The organism is Ectothiorhodospira shaposhnikovii (assembly GCF_022227765.1).
In the GTDB taxonomy this organism is placed as follows: domain Bacteria; phylum Pseudomonadota; class Gammaproteobacteria; order Ectothiorhodospirales; family Ectothiorhodospiraceae; genus Ectothiorhodospira.
Genome location: NZ_JAJMLZ010000008.1, coordinates 152683 through 171613 on the forward strand (window position 1 = coordinate 152683; position 18931 = coordinate 171613).

An 18931-nucleotide genomic window follows, 5' to 3' on the forward strand; every position below is an offset into this window, starting at 1 on the left:
ACTGAAATGGCCACGAATCCTTGGCTAAGGCCCGCCATCGACGGGCAGGAGCGAAAAAATAGCCGATATCCTAGCGGAATCGGCGGCTTCAGACATGCCATTCGACGGGCCGCGAACATTGCTCTCTCGAAGCCACGAGAAGCCGGGGCTGGATGAATCAACGGTCCGGGGCGGAAGATGGCGCCAGTGATACCACCATCAGCTGGGCACCAAACCACTGCTGGCGCAGGCCGCGCTGCTGCCCAAGCATGAGGGCCAGGTAATCGGCCAGCGGATGCCCCGAGGGCAGGCGTGCCGCATGGTCACGCAAGATTGCCTGGCAGGGTTGCTGCTCTGCGGGCAGATGCCCGGCGGTGGCCCGCTCGGCCAGCCAGGCGATAGGCGGCAGCAAAAGATCGGTCGCGCCACTACTCAGGGCATGGCGGACACCCGCCGCATCGAAGTCGCCGAAGTAGACATGCGCCCTGCCCGTGCTGGCCCAGGCCTGGGCCAGCCTGCCAAAGCCGCCACCATAATGACTGTCGCCGCGATAGAGCACCAGTGGACGGGACCAACGCTCCAGCCCGGGAAGGTCGGGTTGCAGATCGTAGAAGCTGTCCAGGTTCTCCACCTGAACGAGGACATCGAAGGCGGACAGATCGATATGGCGCCAGTCGAGATCCTGGATGTCCCGGGGCGCCGGAGTGATGCCGGGCCGGGATTCTCCGGCTGGCAGGCTGACCAGCACACGGTGGTGGCGCGGGCTTTCCCGCAGGCCCTTCTCTTCGAGATTGCCATGACGGGCCTGTTCGGCAGTGGTCAGGCCGCCAAGATCGACCGCAAGGGTCGGCAAACTCGATGCCTCAAGGATCGTATCGATCTGCGCCAGCAGGTCTTGGTCGAAGCGAAAGGTGCGGCCGGCGCAGCGCATGCCCAATTCCACGTCATGCGCATGGCACCAGGCCTCGATCTCCGCCATAACCTTGCCACCGCGGGACTTGTCGACGCGGGTTTCCTGGCGCAGCTTCCTGCGCACATCACGCAACAGCCGGTAGGCACTCGCTGAAAGGCTCATGCGGGTAGCGCCAGCCGTAAGTGCACATCGTGAATCAGGCGCAGATGGTTGAAGGGGCTGGCCTCGGTCTCCACCCGGTGCAGCCGGAAGGCACGCTGCTCGCTTCGCGGCAGCGCCTGATACTCGGCAATCACCTGGAAGAGCCAGAGTTCCTCGTCCCAGTCCAGATCGCTCCCCTGCAGATACTCCAGGGCGCTCACCCCCTCGCCGTCCTGATCCACCACCGCCAGATAGAATCCCTCCACATCTTCCTTGAGGGCCTGCCGGCGAGCGGCCACCCGGGTGTCCTCCGGCCACTCGGCGGCACCGGCGGCGGTGACCGGTTCCGGGCGCGACACCGACCGTGGCAGGCAGTGCAGCAGTTCGGTGATCAGGCGTGCGTCGGCATCGTGATCCAGGGCAACCGCCCCGGCGGGCCTGATGGGTGCCGCCCGGTTGATCAGTTCGGGCACCTCGCTGCGTCGAGCGTAGTTTCCAGGCACGAAGCCTGGGTGCTCGCGCAGGAAACCCACCATGCCGGCCACCAGCCGACTGCGCGACTGCTGCTGACGGAACCGCGCCATCAATTCGATCAGCCGCCGCTGCACCTCCCGCAGGCTGGTGTAATGGTGGGTGAGTTGCTGCTGCAGGCCGCTGACCAGCAGTTTGCGCAGGGCACCGTCGCTGCCCACCAGTTCGATCAGTTCGTCGAACTTGATCAGCTCCAGGCCGTCCAGCAGGCGCACGATCTGTTTCTGGGCGCGCTCGTTCTCGCGGATCTTGTCGCCCAGGCGACTGACGAAACCGAAGTCACTGTTGAGGCGCCGCCACAGGCTGTCGATGGCGTCGGCGAAACGACCGTTCAGGTCATCCACCTCCTGGCGCAGGCGCAGAAGCTGCTGTTCCTGGCGCCAATATTCGCCGGCGTCGCGGGCCTCGCGGTAGCTCTGCACCAGACTGCGCATCAGCTCCAGAGTCTCGGCCACATCGGCATTGACGTGACGGCGGGTCTCGTCGGCCAGCATCTCGGCGATCAGCTCGCGCACCTTGGGGGCCAGCTTCACCCCGCCCTGTTCGTCGGGGCGCCACAGGATCCGCGCACCCAGCAGACGGTTCAGGGCCTGGGTGCTCAGACCTTCCAGCGGTACCTCGTCGCGGGCGTAGCCCGCCATCAGCGTCTCGGCGTGCCTGCCCAGCAGCCCCAGGCGGTCAATACCCAGGCTGATCAGCCGACTCTCCAGGGCATGAGGATCACCGCTGCTCATAGCAGACTCTGCTGACTGGACGAGGACTGATCCTTAATGGGCAGATGCTCCTCGTCGCGGATGAAGCGTACCAGATCAATCAGGTAGTCGATCTTGCCGGTCACCACGTAGTACTGCCGGTCGGCATGGGGCTGCAGCAGGTAGCCATGCTCCTTGAGACGCTTGAAGACCTGCTTGAGCTGGGCATCCAGCTGGTCACTCTGGGAGCCGAAAAAGGGATCGGAGGCCAGCCGATCCAGGCGATCCCGCAGGCCCTGGTGATCCTCGCAGCGGGAGCTGAAGTCGGCGGGCTTGAGTACGTCCCCGGGGGCCGCCAGACCGTCGCGACCCAATGTCTCCTGCACCAGCTGCAGCCACTCCAGCATCGGCAGCAGGCTGCCCACCGTGTCGCTGAGTTGCCGGGAAAGCTGCTCACGGGCGGCCTCATCGATCCGCAGCCAGGCCAGGAAATACACATTCCCATCGGTGTTGGTGGCCAAACGACGATTGAGCGGACGCAGGTAGGCGTCGATCTGCTCACGGACCGTCTCATCCTGAAGGTGGCGGAAGGCGGTTTCATCGCTCACCGCGCAGAGGAATTCGCCGGCCAGCAGACGCTCCAGCAGCGGGCCCTGTTCGATCATGGGGACACCTCCTCGGCGCGCGCCTGCAGACGCTGGGCCAGGCGGCTCAGACGCGGTTCGATGCGTTTGAGACGGCGTTTGCCGGGATCCGACTCATCGCGGTCAATCAGGTAGCGGTTGTGGAACAGCAGCAGCACGTCCGACTCCGGGTTGGGGAAGGCACCGACGATATGGATATCGTTGTTGTCGCAGGCGTCGAAGATCTTCTCCACGTTGTGATAGGCCAGGGTGCCGATCTCGTCGATGGGCCAGTGAACGGCCACCTGAGCCTGGCCGCGCAACAGGCGAGTGAAGGCCAGCAGGAACTTGCACAGGATCAGGTAAGCCATGCCGTGACTGGAGGACTCCAGCAACTGGCGGTCACTCTTGATCACCAGGTCCGTGCCGCCTTCACTCAGGTGCAGTTCCAGGCGCAGCAGGCTCTCGAAGCTGTACTGCTGATCACTGCGCAGCAACTCCACCACGTCGGCCAGGGCATCCAGATAGTCGTCTCCGGGCAGCGGCTGGCCCGAATCACGCCACTCCCGGTAGCGATGGTTGAAGCGCTTGAGCGGCTCCCAGAACCCCAGCTCGTCGATGGTGGACTGGATCTTCACCTCGGCGCGACCAATGCCCTCCAGCTTGAGGTCATCGGCCACCTCGTCGGAGAGGCGTCGGCTCTGAGCGTTGATGCGTCGGTTGAGGTCGCGGAACACGGTGAAGAACTTGTCCAGGTCGTCGCCCATGTTGCGTCCTTCCTGCTGGAGCTGCTCCTGTCGGCTCTCGAGCAGTTGGAGCATGCCGGCCAGCACACCGAGCATGCGACGGGGGCCGGTGTCGTCGAGCCGGGCGCGCTCTGCAGCCAGGGTCTCGTGAAAATCCGCACTGGCACCCTTGATCAGGTCAGACTCCATGTTCTGACAGCCCTGACGCAGCGCGTCCTGGGTGCGGGTGTGATCCGCCAGCGCCTGACGGACACGTTCGATGCGCTCGCCGACATCCCCCGGAGCCTCGCCCTGGGAGGCCGGTGCCGGCTCCAGGTGCAAGGCGTCAAGCCGGGTGAGCAGTGGTGCAAGGGTCTCGACCAGTTGCCGTTCAGCACCGCGCCGCTTCTCAAGATCGGCAACCGCTGCCCCATGTGCCTTTCGGGCCGTCTCGAACTGCTGCTTGAGCTGTTCCCGTTCGCGCACGACACTCTGGTGCTCGCGGCCCAACTCGGTCTGCCGGGTCAGCAGATGCGGCTTGCGCTCGCCCCAGTCCACCCGCATGAAACGCGCGTAGGCTTCGAGTTCCTCACGACGGCCCTCCGTCTGACGAATGCGTTGCGCCAGCGCCTTTGAGCGTGAGCGGGTCTCGTTGAGACTGGCGGTGTCCACGCCCTGCTCGGCCAGTTCACGTTCGAAGGCGGCCTCGAGTTCCTCGCGCTGACGACGGTTTTCGTTCTTGAACTCGGCCAACTGGCGCCGGTGCTGGGCGATCTGCTCATCGAAACCGGCGAAACGCCCGCGGAATTCGTCGTTGAGTGCCTGGCGCTGGGCGTGGTGGCTTTCGGCCAGCGCCTGCAGGGCCTGTTCCCGCTCCTCATTCAGTGCCTGCTGCAGGCTCTCCTGTTCCTTGAGGGCCTCGCGGCAGGCGGCCCGCCGGGCCTGACGGGCCGCCTCGTGGCGCTGGTGGCACTGGTTGCGCGCCTGCAGGGCATAGTTCACGTCTTCAGCGGCGCGGCGGTGGGCGGCGCGGGCACGATCGAGCCGTGCGGAGGCCTCCTTTACCTTGTCATGGCGGGCCTTGAGGGCTTTCTCGGCAGAGTCTTCGGCCTTACCCGCCTGATCCAGCGCCTGCTGGGCAGTCTCGATCTCGGCCAGCAAGGTGGCCTCATCCCAGGCGTGATCAGGCAGGGGGATGGCAGCGAGATCCACCACCAAGCCATAAAGATCGTCGCTGGCAGCGTCGTTGAACTGCGGGGCCAGGTCGCGACGATCAAGCAGTTCCGGGGCGATCACCTTGCCAAGGCTCTGCTCCCAACCCGGGCGTTGGTGGCGCAGAAAATGGCGCAGGCTACCCTGGGCGGGATCACGCTGGATCAGCAACCCATCAAGGCGCCGTTCGGCCCGGGAGCGCTGCTGACGGGCAAGCTCCAGATCCTGCTCGGCATGATCCCGTTCACGCTTGCACGCTTCGAGTTCGCCGCGAATCGCCTCCACCGCGGCGGCGGCCGCTCCCTGTTCGCTCTGGGCCTGGTCGACCCGGGCCTGGACCTGCTGGGCCTCGTGGACCTCCTCGGTCGTCTGGCCGTCATGGGCCAGTTGGGCCTTGAGCTCGGCAAGCCGGTTGGCCCCCTCATCCAGGCGGCTGCGGTAGCCATCATCCACTGCCCTTCGGCGTTCCTGATGGTCGGCCTCCAGGCGTTGTTCCTGTTCACTCCGGGCCTCGCGACAGGCTTCCTTCTCCTTGTCGAGGGCGTCGATGCGGGCCTGAGCCTCATCGCCGCGGCGTTCGAGCAGATCGCCAAGCTCCACCAGCCGGGCATTCAGGCGTGCCCTGCTCTCCTGCGCCGCCTGCTGCATCAACTCCAGATGATCACGTAGTTGCTGCAACGCTTCACGCCAATGGGGCAGTGCCTCAAGGTCGCGCTCAAGCCCGGGCATATCGGCTGCCTTGAAGGCCTCAAACTGGCGTTGCAGGTCGTCGAGCACGCGTCGAGTCTGATCCAGTTCGCTGTCCAGTTCGCTGATGCGGTCGTTGAGGGCACCGCGGGCCTCCTCATGGGCGTCTTCGCGGGCCTGGAACTCACGCCGAAGCGCATTGAGCTGAGCCTCAAGGTCAGCGCCTGCGCGCTCGGCACCCTGGAGGTCTGCCTTGAGCCTGGGCTGTAGCCGAGACAGTGCAGCCTCCAGATCGGCCATCTCGCGGTCGAGGCGCTGCAGGTCTTCCAGGGCCCGTTGCAGGGGGGCGAGACGCATGGACTGGCGCATGCGAGCGATCCATTCCCGGGCCTTGGTATTGCGGATACGGGTCACCGGCAGCTCGACGCCATCTTCCTCGAAGATGGCCGCCAGCATGGTCTTGAGGGTGTCCATCTTGCCCTCCTTGGCGTGCACCGCCGAGACCAGCTTCTCCATGTGGCGGATGCGATGCCCGGTACCCACCAGGCTGAAGCGGGCCGCCATCTGGCGCAGGCGCAGCGATTCGCGGCTGTTGCCGTATTGCTGGGTGAAATCGTTCTGGATCACCGCGCGGTATTCGGAACTCGCACCGAGTTTCTGCGATACCTCGATGCCCTGGCGGCGCAGGCCGGTGGCCCACTGGACGTAATCCAGCGCGGTCACACCCCCCTCGCTCACGACCAGATAATCCTCGGGGCGATAGGGAGCACCGACGAAGCGATATTCCACCCCACCCTCGCTCTTGCGGGTGAGGACCGCTTGACAGACATCACCCGCCTCGCGACGGTACTCATAGACCAGGTAGCTATTGCGGTGCGGCAGGTAGAAAAGGTCGAACTTGAGCCGCGTCCGGGGCACCACCTTGTTGGGCAACTCGCCGTAGAACACCGGCACCAGCCGCTGCAGGGTCGTCTTGCCCGAGGCATTGGTGCCGCAGATATTGGTGTGACCATCCACATCCAGCTCGACCACCCCTTCGAGATGGCCATGAATCATCACGATGCGTAGCAGGTGCGCCATGTTGCGTCCTTGATCCCCTAACATCCGGAATGCCTATTTTGCCTGTTCTTGGAGTCCAACCCATCATGTTCAATCCCGCATAAGGGATCAAGCACGGCGGCCACTGCAAACTTCTTTCTCATCAACCGTTTACTCGGGCATGCAGTCGACTCTCAGACAGCACGATGAGCGGTTCGACCATCACCAGGGCTCGGTTTTGTTGTCGTGACAGCGGGCGCCGCCCCCTGTCATTGTTTCGTCCGAGGAGCTTCATGCCTCCATCACTTCGCTGTCATACCCTGACGCTAGCATTGCATCCGGTGACTTTACGGAGAGGCTGCCATGCGACATATCCCGTGCAGAGAGCCCCTTCGTGTCTCGACCTTAGCCTTGGCACACTGACTTTATCATTGAAGGGACTAGACCTAGGGGGTTGATTTCCAATGAGAAAGGTGATTTTCACTCTACTCCTGACGGGCCTACCCATCTGGCTGATCGGGTGCAACTCGTCAAATTCTTCGAGCAATGACCAAGATACGGTTCCACGCGCCACTCTCACCTTGCTACACACGAACGACATTCATGCCCGTCTCGAACCTGTTTCCGCGACGTTTGACGGCGACCCCGAACATGGTGGCGTGGCCCGCGTGAAAACCGTGGTCAACCAGGTCCGTTCCGAAGTCGGTGACGACAACGTGCTGCTCGTGGATGCCGGCGACTACTCGCAGGGAACGATCTTCTGGAACGCCTGGAAGACCTCCGATGCGATCATGTTCCTGAACGACATCGGGTACGACGCCATCACGCTGGGCAATCACGAATTCAATCTGGGTCCGGCTAACTTGGCGGCCCGCCTTGAGGGGCTGCCCGTGACCATCGCGGGTGTGGACTATGCCACCGAAGCAGCTGCAATGCCTGTGGTGGTGACCAACCTGGATCTTTCCGGTGTTCCTGAACTGGATGCTCGCGTTCAGCCCAGCGCGATTGTGGACAAGGCGGGAGTCCGGATCGGCATCGTTGGTCTGATCACCGACACGACACAGAACATTTCCAGCCCGGGATCCGACGTGGTGTTCCTTGATTACGTCGACAGCGTGCAAGCAGAGGTCAACCGGTTACACAACGACGGTGTTCGGCACATCGTATTGCTCTCACACGTCAACTACACCGATGACCTTCGTCTTGCCGGACAGCTCTCTGGCGTCGACATCATCGTATCTGGCCATGACCATGTGTTGCTGGGAGACGAAAACGATTTGCCGGAGTGGACGCATCGCCATATCCGGGGTCCCTACCCGGCAGTGGTCGAAGACCTCGACGGCAACACGACACTCGTGGTCAGCGCATGGGAGTGGACACGGGCTGTTGGGCGTCTTGATGTGGAATTCGATGACCGCGGTCGGGTCGTCAACTGGTCCGGTGGCCCGATCATGACTGAACTGAGTATCGCGGAGGAACCCGACCTGGCGCAGAAGGTGGCGGATTACCGGGTCCCTGTGAATGCGTTTGCCGATGTGATCATCGGCTCCTCTGGGATGGTCTTCGACGGTAACCGTAACCGCATGCGCTACGAGGAAATGCCCTTGGGCAACCTGGTGACCGACACCATGCTGAACTTCGATCAGATCGCACCCCTGAACGTCGACGCAGCCCTCGCCAACGGGGGCGGCATCAGGGCCTCGATCGATTCGGGAGATGTCAGTTACGGCGACGCGCTCTCGGTCTTGCCATTCGGCAACTCACTGGTTGTAATGGATGTCACTGGAGAGGAGCTGGTGGCCGCACTCGACAACGGACTGACCCATGCCTACGACGCCGGCGAAAACCGTATTCGCTCAACCGGTGCCTGGCCTCAAGTCGCGGGCATGACGGTCACCTACTGCCTGGCAACGGTTGCGGACATTCAGGCCGACCCGGCGGTTCTGCCTCCGGCCTCGTGCGCGGATTCACTGCGTGATGGCGGCGTGGTGACACGTGTGGAGATCGGTGGTGAGGAGGTTACCCTCGATCAGACCTACCGCATCGTAACCAATAACTTCCTGGCGAGCGGTGGCGATTTCTATGAATCCCTCGCACAGGCCTGCAAACGCTCCGGTAATTTCTGCGAGGACACCTTCTTTCTGATGCTTGATGCCTTCATCGCTGAATTTGAGAACCATTCCCCGGTCACCCGGGCAGTTGAGGGTCGCCTCGTGGCGGAGTGAGTAGTTTCGACTGTATCAGAGTCGAATGGGGCACCTGATGGTGCCCCATTGCCTTTAAAATCCCAGCAGCTGTCTGCCCGGGCCCCACTGACCACACCATCCATGGATCAGCCCTTGCGCTTAGGGCAATCCTTGCAGTGTTTGCGATCTTTGTCTTTGTACTTCTTGCAACATTTGGGCTTCTTATTTTTTGACATCGCTCTCGCCCTCATCGCCGCTGCGTGTGGGCCGGCACAGTGGCGGGTCAGACCAGCCCACGGATCTCCACGTCCGGATTGACGTCGGCATCGTAGTCCACGCCCTCGACGTCGAAGCCGAACAGACGCAGGAACTCGTGCTTATAGCCGGCCAGATCGGTCAGCTGATAGATATTGTCGTCCTCGACCTGGCCCCACAGCGCCTCGACCCGCGCCTGTACCTCCGGATCCAGCTCTTTGTAGTCGACCCGGATGCGACCTTCGTCGTCCAGCACCGGGGCGCTGCCGTACAGGCTTTCGCGGAACAGGGTGTCGATCTGCTCGATCACGCCCTCGTGGGTGCCCTTCTCCTTCATGACCCGGAACAGCAGCGCCAGGTAAAGGGGCATGACGGGGATGGCCGCACTGGCTTGGGTCACCACCGCCTTGAGCACGGTCACCCGGGCATCGCCGCCGCGCGCGGCCAGCTGCCGGCGGAGGTCCAGTACCCGCCGGTCCAGATCCTTCTTGGCGGCGCCGATGGTGCCGTTCCAGTAGATGTCGTGGGTCACCTTTTCGCCGAGGTAGGTAAAGGCGGTGGTCTGGGCGCCCTCGGCCAGCAGGCCGGCGGCGTCCAGGGCATCGATCCACATCTGCCAGTCCTCGCCACCCATCACGGCCACGGTGCTGTCGATCTCCTCCTGGCTGGCCGGTTCGATGGTGAAATCCTTCACCACTTCCTTGTCGGTGTCCAAACCACGTTGGGTGACGGTCTTGCCGATGGGCTTGAGGGTGGAGCTGAAGATCTCGCCGGTCTTGGGATGGGTGCGGCGCGGCGCGGCGACGCTGTAGACCACCAGGTCCACCTGGCCCAGGTCCTGCTTGATGGTCTCCAGGGTCTTGGCCTTGATCTCGTCGGAGAAGGCATCGCCGTTGATGCTCTTGGCGTACAGCCCCTCGGCCTCGGCAAACTTGTGGAAGGCGGCGGAATTGTACCAGCCGGCGGTACCAGGCTTCTTCTCGCTGCCTGGACGCTCGAAGAACACCCCCAAGGTCGCGGCGCCGGAGCCGAAGGCAGCGGTAATCCGCGCAGCCAGGCCGTAGCCGGTGGAGGCCCCGATCACCAGGACCCGCTTCGGCCCAGCGGCGACCGGGCCCTGCGCCTTGACGTAGTCGATCTGCTGCTTGACGTTGGCCTCACAGCCCAGGGGATGGGTGGTAACGCACATAAAGCCGCGGACACGGGGTTTGATGATCATTGCGGGTTTCTACTCCTGGTTGTTCGCCACGGAGGTGACGGCTTGGGCTCAACGGCGCCGAGCGGGGCGCCAAGGCTGTCGATTCTAATCCAGCTCCGCCCTAATTGAGAGGTTTTGGGGAAAGAGGCATCGAACTGCCGGCGTCCCCCGACCCAAGAGAGGTGCCTGGGACCCGGCGGCGGTATGAGTCCGGGCGCGGGGCACCGTGACCCTGCCCCTCCCGGTTCCTTCATCCTCGCACCCATGGTATATGCTTCCAAGTGTTGCCACCGCACGAGGAAGGACCCCTTGCCACAGAGCACAATTCCACCCACCAGCCACCCCTCGACGGATGGCGCACCCCCCCCGGAACCCATGGTTTCCCCCGCCCCGACCGTGATCGTGGGCATCGGCGCCTCGGCCGGCGGCCTGGAGGCCCTTGAGCACTTTCTCACACCCGTGCCGGCAGACTGTCCGCTGGCCTTCGTGGTGGTACAACACCGACTCCCCGATCACGGCGGCCTGCTTCCGGAACTCCTGCAAAAGGCCACGCCATTGCCGGTAAGGGAGGCACAGGATCACATGCCGGTGCGGCCGGGCGAGGTCTATGTCATCCCGCCGGGCAAGAACCTATCCGTGCAGCACGGACAGCTGCACCTGCTGGAGCCACCCGCCGGACGGGGCACCAAGCTACCCATCGATTTTTTTCTGCATTCCCTGGCCACGGATAAACAGGCCCGTAGCGTTGGCGTGATCCTCTCCGGTAGCGGCTGTGACGGCACCTTGGGACTGCGGGCCGTTCGCGAGCACGGTGGCATCACTCTGGCGCAGAGTCCGGAGGAGGCTCGCTTCCCCGACATGCCACGCAGCGTGATCGACGCCGGCGTGGTGGACCTGGTCCTGCCGGCCAGTGCCATGTTTGAGCGCATCACCCACTTCCTGGGGCGACATCATCAGGGTGACTCGGCGCCATGGCATCCCCGCGATGGGAACCTGGGCATCGGACTGGAGGAGATCATCGTTATTCTGCGCGCACGTACCGGCCATGACTTCACCCACTACAAAACCAAAACGCTGTGCCGGCGCATCGAACGGCGCATGGGCCTGCACCAACTGGACAGTCTGCCGGGCTATATCCAGTACCTCAGGAACAACCCCCAGGAGGTGGACCTGCTATTCCAGGAACTGCTCATCGGGGTCACCCACTTTTTCCGGGATCCCCCTGCCTGGGAGGCCCTGATCAAGCAGGCCCTGATCCCCATGATCCAAAGAGCCGGCCCCTTAAGTACCTTGAGGGCCTGGGTAGCGGGGTGCTCCACGGGCGAGGAGGCCTATTCTCTGGCCATTGCCTTTCGCGAGGCACTGGAAACGGTTGCCCCCACCGGCCAGGTGACCTTGCAGATCTTCGCCACGGATCTCAATGAACAGGCCATCGAGCGTGCCCGAAGGGGGATCTTTCCGGCCGGCATCGCCGCCGATGTCTCCGAACCGCGTCTCAACAAGTATTTCCAACGGGACGACAGCGGCTACCGGGTCAATCGGGCGATCCGTGAGACCGTGGTGTTTGCCACCCAAAACGTGATCATGGACCCGCCATACACCAAACTGGACCTGCTGATCTGCCGCAATGTGCTGATCTACCTGGATGGCGAACTGCAGAATCGATTGTTGCGACTTTTCCACTACAGCCTCCGACCCGGCGGCATCCTGTTGCTGGGGAATGCCGAAGGCACCGGCCGCGTCGGTGACCTGTTCCTGCCGGTGGACCAGGACGTGCATCTGTTCCGCCGGGGCGAGGCGCGCCCCAGCCTCGCCGATGCACCCTTCAAGGACTTTCTCTCCCTGACTCGGGACAGTCATAAACCCTTGGCCTATCCCTCCATCCCCACCGCAACGACGGACAGCAGTCTGCAGGCACAGGCAGAGCGCTTGATACTGGACGCCCTCGCGCCCCCCGCGGTGCTGATCAATGCCGATGGCGATATCCTCTACATCTTCGGCCGTACCGGGGATTTCCTCGAGCCCGCCGCCGGTAAGGCCAACTGGAACATCCACGTCATGGCCCGTGGCGCACTCGCCCAGGAACTGGCCATGGCCATCCCTCAAGCCGCCAGCCAAGGGGCCGGCATGACACGTATTGTCTTCCAGAACCCCGATCAGGGTCAGGCTCGTGTCATTCGCCTGACCCTCCAACCGATTCAGGCGCCGCGGGAACTGGCCGGCATGCTACTGATCGCCTTTCTGGAATTGCCTCCGGCGCTTTACCGGGATCAGGCCCATGACCCCGTTCACGGCGAAAGCCGGCGGATTCGGGAGTTGCAGCACGCCCTTCAGCAGACCCGGGATGAACTGCGCCTGACACGAAAATCCATGCAGAGTTCTCAGGAGGAACTCCGGTCGGCCAATGAAGAGCTTCAATCCACCAACGAGGAACTGACCACTTCCAAGGAAGAAATGCAGTCCCTGAACGAGGAACTGCAGACCATGAACGCGCAGTTACAAGCCAAGCTGGAGGAACTCACCGAAGCCAATAGCGATATGAACAACCTGTTTAACAGCACCGACGTTGCCACGATATTCCTGAGCAGCAACCTGACCATCCGACGCTTCACCAGTCCGGCCCAGCAGATCTTCAAGTTGCTCCCCGGCGACGTGGGGAGACCGCTGAGCGACATCGTCACCGACCTGGACTACCCCGACCTGTTTGAAAACGCCCGGGAAGTCTTGCAAACGCTGACGTTCTCACTGGAAGAAATCCCCACCCGCGACGGCCGCTGGTATCAGGTGAAGATCATGCCCTATCGCACCCTGGATGACGTGATTGCCGGTGTCGTGATCAGTTTCTCGGACATCACCAAGGCCAAAACACTGGAATCAAGACTCCGGGCTCTGACGTCGTGCTCGGGCACCAACGAAGAGGCCGGCAAACATGAGCACTGACATCTCCGGAGATGCCGATGAGTTGCGACGCAAGGCAGAGGAGGTGCTCGCACAAAGACAGCCTCCAGCGGACCCGACTCTCGACCAAGCCAGTCTCAAGGCCCTGATTCACGAGCTAAGGGTGCACCAGATCGAACTGGAGATGCAAAACGAAGCCCTGCAACAGGCCTGGAAAGAGGCGGAGCGCACCCGGGATCTGTTTGAGCAACTCTATGACCATGCCCCGGTGGCCTATTTCAGCCTGGATCCGGAGGGGACGATCCTCAACACCAATCTGGCCGCGTCCCAACTGCTGGGCATCCCCCGTGAGCAACTGGTCGGACGCCGGCTTGGGCTGTTCGTCACCCAGGACCAGCGCGGCGCACTCATTGACCTGCTGCGCCGAGCCTTTGCCGGTGAGTTCACCCAGCGCCGGGAAGTGACCATTCACCCCGTGGGCGGGGGCCAACGGGTGCTCCAGATCGAGGCCGGGATCCACCCCGTCGAAGCCACCCACTGTCTGCTGACCGGCACGGATGTGACCGCCATGGCGGAAGCCCGTCGGACCCTGGCCGTGGCGGCCTCCGTCTATGAGGCCCTGGATGAGGCCGTGATGATCTCCGACGATCGCCGGCGGATCGTGTCGGTCAATCCCGCCTTTACCCGCCTGACCGGTTACACCACCCACGAGACCTGCGAACAGACCACCGATCTCATTCGCGCCCACCAGGAGCCGGAGGGCTTTGATGCGCATCTTGACCGCACTTTGAGCACGATCGGCCATTGGCAGGGAGAAATCGGGCATCGTCACAAGAATGGCGTGCATTACACCGCTTGGACCACGATCCACTTGCTCAAGGACGAACAGGGCCACCCGCTGCGATACATCACCGTATTCCGGGACATTACCGAACAGCGCCGCGCCGAAGAAGCCATCTGGCGTCAGGCCAACTATGACTCGCTCACGGGCCTGCCCAACCGATTGCTGTTTCAGGACCGACTGCGCCAGGGAATCGCGCGGGTACGGCGTCACGGCCACTTTCTGGCCCTGCTTTTCCTCGATCTGGACAAGTTCAAGGAGGTCAATGACCGCTTTGGCCATGACGTCGGTGATGCCCTGCTGGTGGAAGTCGCCCAGCGCCTCAGCCGGAGCATGCGCAAGAGCGATACCCTGGCCCGTCTCAGCGGTGATGAATTCACGGTGATCGTGGAGGATCTGGCCGGTGATGCCGGTGCGGATGATTTGGCCGGCAAGATCCTCACAGCCATGGAGCAACCCTTTGTCGTGGAGGGCCACACACTCAGCCTGTCCACCAGTATCGGCATTGCCCTTTGCCCCACCGACGGCATCGAGATCAGGGATCTGCTCAGGGCCGCGGACCAGGCCATGTACGCCGCCAAGCAGGAGGGAGGACACCGTCTGAAGCATTACTCAGGCAAGGGTAATGCTGCCCTGGCGCTTCGCAATGCCTTGATGATCGATCTGCCTCGGGCCCTGGAGCGGGGCCAGTTCTCCCTGCATTTCCAACCCATTGTCGAGCTGGCAACGACCCGAACCGCCATGATCGAGGCGCTGCTGCGGTGGGATCACCCCGAACTCGGCATACTCCATGCCAGGCAGTTCCTGGGTCTGGCCCAGGAATGCGGCCTGTTACACCGGATCGATCAGTGGGTATTCAAGGAGTCCCTGGCCGTCATCAAGCAATTCAACGCCGGCCGTGGCGCCCCCCCCTTGCAAGTGGCCATCAATGAGTCGGCTCAATGCCTGGGGGATGTCCAGGGCGTGGATGAATGGAAAGCACAGTTACGTTCCTTTGGCGTGGCACCGGAATGCGTGGTCATCGAGATCACCGAGCGTCTGCTGCAGGAAGACGGCCAGCGGATTTACGACTGGATCACTCAGGTTCACGACAGCGGAATGAAGATTGCCCTGAGCCAGTTCGGCATCAGCCGCACGGGCATCCCCTGTCTGCAGCGCTATCCCATCGACCTGCTGAAGATTGACCAGGGCTTCGTGCAGAACATGCCCCATCACGCGACGGATCGAACCATCGTGAATACCATGATCAGCATGGCCCATCGCTTGGGTCTGCGGGTGATCGCCGAGGGGGTGGAAACACCCGAGCAACGGGACCTGTTGATCGCGGCGGGATGTGACTACGGCCAGGGTCATCTCTTTGGCGAGCCGCGGCCCCACAGACAACTCGCTGCCTTTTCCTGAGCGGCACTGGGTCGACATCGGCCGCGGTTTCGAACATATCGCGCTGACGGTGATCTTCCTGAACATCGCACACACGCACTTCGCACGGAACGACAGCCATCGCTGGAACAAAGAGATAGCCCGGACATGGAGAAGAACGCCGGGTGCCACTGCGGATAGTGGCGTGGTGCTCATCTTGCTTGGATTAGCCATGATGCTATTCATAGGCCCGATGCCCGTTGAGCATCATCACGGCTGAAAGCGATCAATCGCATTCTCGCCCTCCACCTACAGATTGGACTGTGGAGGTGGTTCGGGCGGCGTTAGGCGGGTGGCAAGAACTTGTGTAATGTGGAAGTGTTCCACCGCGACGACTTCGAAGCGGTAACCAGCATGCTCGACGGCGTCGGCGCGGCGAGGAATCTTGCGCAGCTTCCACATCAGGAACCCGGCCAACGTTTCGAAATTCTCGTCTTCTTCGAAGCGTTCGATCTGAAGCACCGAGCAGACCTCATCCACCGGGGTGAGGCCATTGATGAGCCAGGAGTCGCCGTCGCGACGGACAATCATGCGTTCTTCCACGGCCCAATTGCTCGCGGCCATGACGGTATCCATCACGTCGCGTAACGTGATCAGCCCCACGACCATCGAGTACTCGTTGATGATCAGGGCGAAATCCTGGCCGGCGCCCTGAAACGCCTCCAGCGCTTCGAGCAGGGTCAGCGTATCGGGAAAAACCAACAGGTCCCGCCGGATCGTCTCGGGGGTGAGGGCCATGGGTTCACCCGCCAGCAGACGGGAGAGCAGATCGTGTGTCTCGACATAGCCCACGGGGCGATCGAGCGACTTTTCGCACACCGGAAAGCGGCGCCGCGGATGCTTGCGCATCAGTTCCGACAGCCGCTCCGGCAGGGCTTGCTGGTCCAGCCAAACAATGTCGTCGCGACTCGTCATCGACGAGGTAACCAATCGCTGATCCAGTGCAAACACCTTTGAAATCAATGTCTGCTCTTCAATGAGCACCTCGCCGGACTGCGCCGCGGCCTCGGTCATCGCGATGATTTCGTCCGCGGTGACGGCTTCCTTTTGCGTGAGTTGGATCCCCAGGCGTCGAATGATGGCCGTCGCGAGACCGTCGATCGCCCATGCGACCGGACGCAGTACCCAGATCAGTATGCGCATCGGCCGGGCAGTGTACGCCGCAACGCCCTCGGGAGCTGACAATGCAATGCGCTTGGGGATCAAGTCAGAGAACAGAACAAAGGCCAGCGTGACCAGCAAGAAGGCTGCAATTGAGGCCACAAGACTGGTCTGGAGTTCAAAGCCGCCAGACAGACGCCACGGCTCGGCGCCGCCCATCAGCGACTGAAACCAAGGCGCCAAGACCGCCTCTGCAAGCATCCCTCCGAGCACGCCAAGAACATTCACACCAACAAGGATGACCGTGAAGAAGCGACCCGGCTGCTCCCGTAGCTGCAACGCAAGACGCGCGTGCCAATCACCTTGACGTACGCGCATCTCCAAGCGCGTCCGCCGAGCCGCCGCAAACGCGATCTCCGAGAACGACAAGAACGCCCCTGCCGCCACCAATAGCACCAACCAGAACATGCCGTGCATTGCGAATCTCTCCGGAAATAGGGGCCCTTGAGCAAGGGCGCGAGGAAGATACCCGGCGCATGCTTGCCCGACAGATCGTCAAGAAGTACGGTGCAATTCCCACTTGGGCACAGACCCGACTCGACCAGACCAATACCGAGCCACTAAAAACCTGGGCATATGCCATCACCCATCAACACGGCAATCACAACCGTTCCCTCATGCCTACCCAAACCTGCTCATAAGTGTCTAAATGCGGGCATGCAGTCGTGCCAGTTTTGCCTTGGCCTTGTTCCGGTTGCTGGAACCTTTTTGCTTGCGCGAGCGGCTGCCGTAGAGTCGGGCGCTGAACACGGTGATGATCTCCAGCACATCCTTCGCCAAATCCTCCTCAAAGGTCGTATCTTCACCCTGGTTGAGAATCACCACCTCGACCTCCCTGGCTTCGCAGATGGCAAAGACCCACTCGGCCCCGAAGCGCAAAAGCTGGACACGCGGGCATAGGCCACGGTGCGCGGCGCTGGACGCATCCCGGAGGAGAGCGTAGGCTGCCGGAAGAATGCCAGGAGTCATACCGACGTTACCGCAATCGCCGACACGGAGGCACCCCAAATGCCAGTTCGACCGAATGTCGTCGTTTTCGATGTGTTAGAAACCCTGCTTGACCTTGATCCACTGGCGGAACGCTTCAAAAAGGTAGGCCAACCGGCAGCCATGCTGGGTCCGTGGTTCATGCGATTCCAACGCGATGCCATGGCACTGAGCCTTGCCGGCGATGCCGCCCCCTTCGAGCCGGTTGCCCGTCAGGCCCTGCGGACCGAGTCGCGGCAGACCCTCAGCGAAGCCGATATCGACTACATCCTCGCGGGCTTCGCCTCGCTGCCCACCTTCGATGACGCTGCACCGGCCCTCCGCACTTTGTCGGAGGCAGGGATCACCGTCGGCTGCCTTACGGTCGGCAGCCCGGATAACACGCGATCGTTCCTTGAGGGTGCCGGACTGCTTCAGTGTGTTGATCACGTGATCACCGCGCAAGCGGCCGGCATGTGGAAGCCTCACCCGAGAATCTACCACTTCGCCGCGGAGCAGATGCGAACACCGATAGGCCGCATGGCGCTCGTTGCCGTGCATGCCTGGGACTGCCACGGCGCCAAGCGGGCCGGCGCGCTTGCCGGCTGGTGTGCCCGCCTTGAACTTCAACCTGGCGACGTTTTCCTGCCCGCCGACGTCACCGGCAAGACCCTTACCGAGGTGGCGGAAAAATTGGTGGCATTAAAGTAAGGGGAGCCTTTCCGCATGGGCTTGTGCAGATCTTTCTCAGTCAGTTATCCCAGCGACCGCCAGGCCCCATGCCGTTACCCGGACCCATGCCCCCTGCACCGGGCCCCATGCCGCCGCCGGGTCCCATGCGCCCCCCTTGGCCCGGGGGGGCGTCCGGCAATTCAATGCCCCTTTCCTCGGCCCTGGCCTTCATGCGGTCATGATGTTCCTCCCGAATTTGGGCCCGTTCCTCGGGGGTGGTTGCGGCCCGCATCCGGGCACGATATTCGTTTCGTTCCTCCTGGGTCATGAGCTGGCTGCCGTAGATGGGGAGCTCCGGTGTCGTCTGGGCCGCACCGAAGCCGGGCAGCAGGACGAGGGTCAATCCAAGGATGAGTGACTTGTTCATGAAACAGCCTCCTTGTGAAGTGAGCAGGTGTTCCCGCAATCTTCGCTCAGGCGAAGGTTGCCACAGGCGATGTGGTATTACCGGGGGTGAGCCGTCCTGAGCAGGATGTAGCACGCCTGCGGGTCCCGCATCCGGGAACTGCGTCGCGTTTCGTAAATGATTCGTATCGGGGAAAAATGGTCATTCGGGAAGGGAGATGGATTCACCGATCCATTGATCGGAAACGTCGAGGTCTTTGGGATAGCTTCCGAAGGTTCCCCGTGCCATCAGCAAACATAGTGCCCCATCCGATATGGGGAAGAGTCTGCAGTCGGTCATTAGCGGCCACTCCTCCCAAGCCCCGCGCGTCGCTTGCGTCCGCCTGCAG

General features: G+C 62.5%; 11 protein-coding genes and 1 pseudogene. 4 read left to right on the plus strand and 8 right to left on the minus strand.

The genetic code is table 11. The features are described 5' to 3' along the window. Positions 1 to 157: 157 nt before the first annotated feature. From LQD11_RS12340 to LQD11_RS12355, 4 genes are read right to left on the minus strand one after another with little or no spacing between them, the layout of a single operon-like run. Positions 158 to 1054, minus strand: coding sequence for a DUF7281 domain-containing protein (locus tag LQD11_RS12340; protein WP_238617812.1), 897 nt, complete (start codon positions 1052 to 1054; stop codon positions 158 to 160). Beyond that, positions 1051 to 2298, minus strand: a complete 1248-nt coding sequence (locus LQD11_RS12345) for a hypothetical protein (RefSeq protein WP_238617813.1) — start codon at positions 2296 to 2298, stop codon at positions 1051 to 1053. Before LQD11_RS12345 ends, LQD11_RS12340 begins: the two co-directional genes overlap by 4 nt. Further along, complete coding sequence (locus LQD11_RS12350) at positions 2295 to 2921, minus strand: condensin complex protein MksE (protein ID WP_238617814.1); 627 nt, start codon at positions 2919 to 2921, stop codon at positions 2295 to 2297. Before LQD11_RS12350 ends, LQD11_RS12345 begins: the two co-directional genes overlap by 4 nt. Beyond that, positions 2918 to 6583: an ATP-binding protein gene (locus tag LQD11_RS12355; protein ID WP_238617815.1), complete on the minus strand. Its 3666-nt coding sequence runs from the start codon at positions 6581 to 6583 to the stop codon at positions 2918 to 2920. The genes LQD11_RS12350 and LQD11_RS12355 overlap by 4 nt, the downstream gene beginning before the upstream one ends. Before the next feature lie 422 nt (positions 6584 to 7005). Here LQD11_RS12355 and LQD11_RS12360 point away from each other — a divergent pair, with 422 nt between their 5' ends. Next, complete coding sequence (locus LQD11_RS12360) at positions 7006 to 8766, plus strand: bifunctional metallophosphatase/5'-nucleotidase (RefSeq protein WP_238617816.1); 1761 nt, start codon at positions 7006 to 7008, stop codon at positions 8764 to 8766. A 244-nt stretch (positions 8767 to 9010) separates the two neighbouring features. On the opposite strand, the gene fabV is transcribed toward LQD11_RS12360, so the two are convergent. Beyond that, entirely contained in the window at positions 9011 to 10201 is a 1191-nt protein-coding gene (gene fabV, locus LQD11_RS12365) for an enoyl-ACP reductase FabV (protein ID WP_238617817.1), read from the minus strand. Between the two features lie 354 nt (positions 10202 to 10555). Between fabV and LQD11_RS12370 the strand changes: the two genes are divergently transcribed. Then, positions 10556 to 13120, plus strand: a complete 2565-nt coding sequence (locus LQD11_RS12370) for a chemotaxis protein CheB (protein WP_238617818.1) — start codon at positions 10556 to 10558, stop codon at positions 13118 to 13120. Continuing rightward, positions 13110 to 15320, plus strand: a complete 2211-nt coding sequence (locus LQD11_RS12375) for a putative bifunctional diguanylate cyclase/phosphodiesterase (protein WP_238617819.1) — start codon at positions 13110 to 13112, stop codon at positions 15318 to 15320. The genes LQD11_RS12370 and LQD11_RS12375 overlap by 11 nt, the downstream gene beginning before the upstream one ends. 267 nt (positions 15321 to 15587) lie before the next feature. On the opposite strand, the gene LQD11_RS12380 is transcribed toward LQD11_RS12375, so the two are convergent. Both LQD11_RS12380 and LQD11_RS12385 read right to left on the minus strand, forming a co-directional pair. Then, a complete protein-coding gene (locus LQD11_RS12380) occupies positions 15588 to 16916 on the minus strand; it encodes a hemolysin family protein (protein ID WP_238617820.1) in 1329 nt (442 codons plus the stop codon). Positions 16917 to 17144: 228 nt separating this feature from the next. Next, positions 17145 to 17384: pseudogene (locus LQD11_RS12385) on the minus strand (recombinase family protein); the annotation flags it as partial. 123 nt (positions 17385 to 17507) lie between these two features. Here LQD11_RS12385 and LQD11_RS12390 point away from each other — a divergent pair. After that, the gene (locus LQD11_RS12390; RefSeq protein WP_238617821.1) at positions 17508 to 18176 is read left to right on the plus strand and encodes an HAD-IA family hydrolase; all 669 of its coding nucleotides are present in this window, start codon (positions 17508 to 17510) and stop codon (positions 18174 to 18176) included. 40 nt (positions 18177 to 18216) lie between these two features. On the opposite strand, the gene LQD11_RS12395 is transcribed toward LQD11_RS12390, so the two are convergent. Further along, positions 18217 to 18564 carry a hypothetical protein gene (locus LQD11_RS12395; RefSeq protein WP_238617822.1) on the minus strand — a complete coding sequence of 116 codons (348 nt, stop codon included), beginning with the start codon at positions 18562 to 18564 and terminating at the stop codon, positions 18217 to 18219. Between the last annotated feature and the right edge of the window lie 367 nt (positions 18565 to 18931).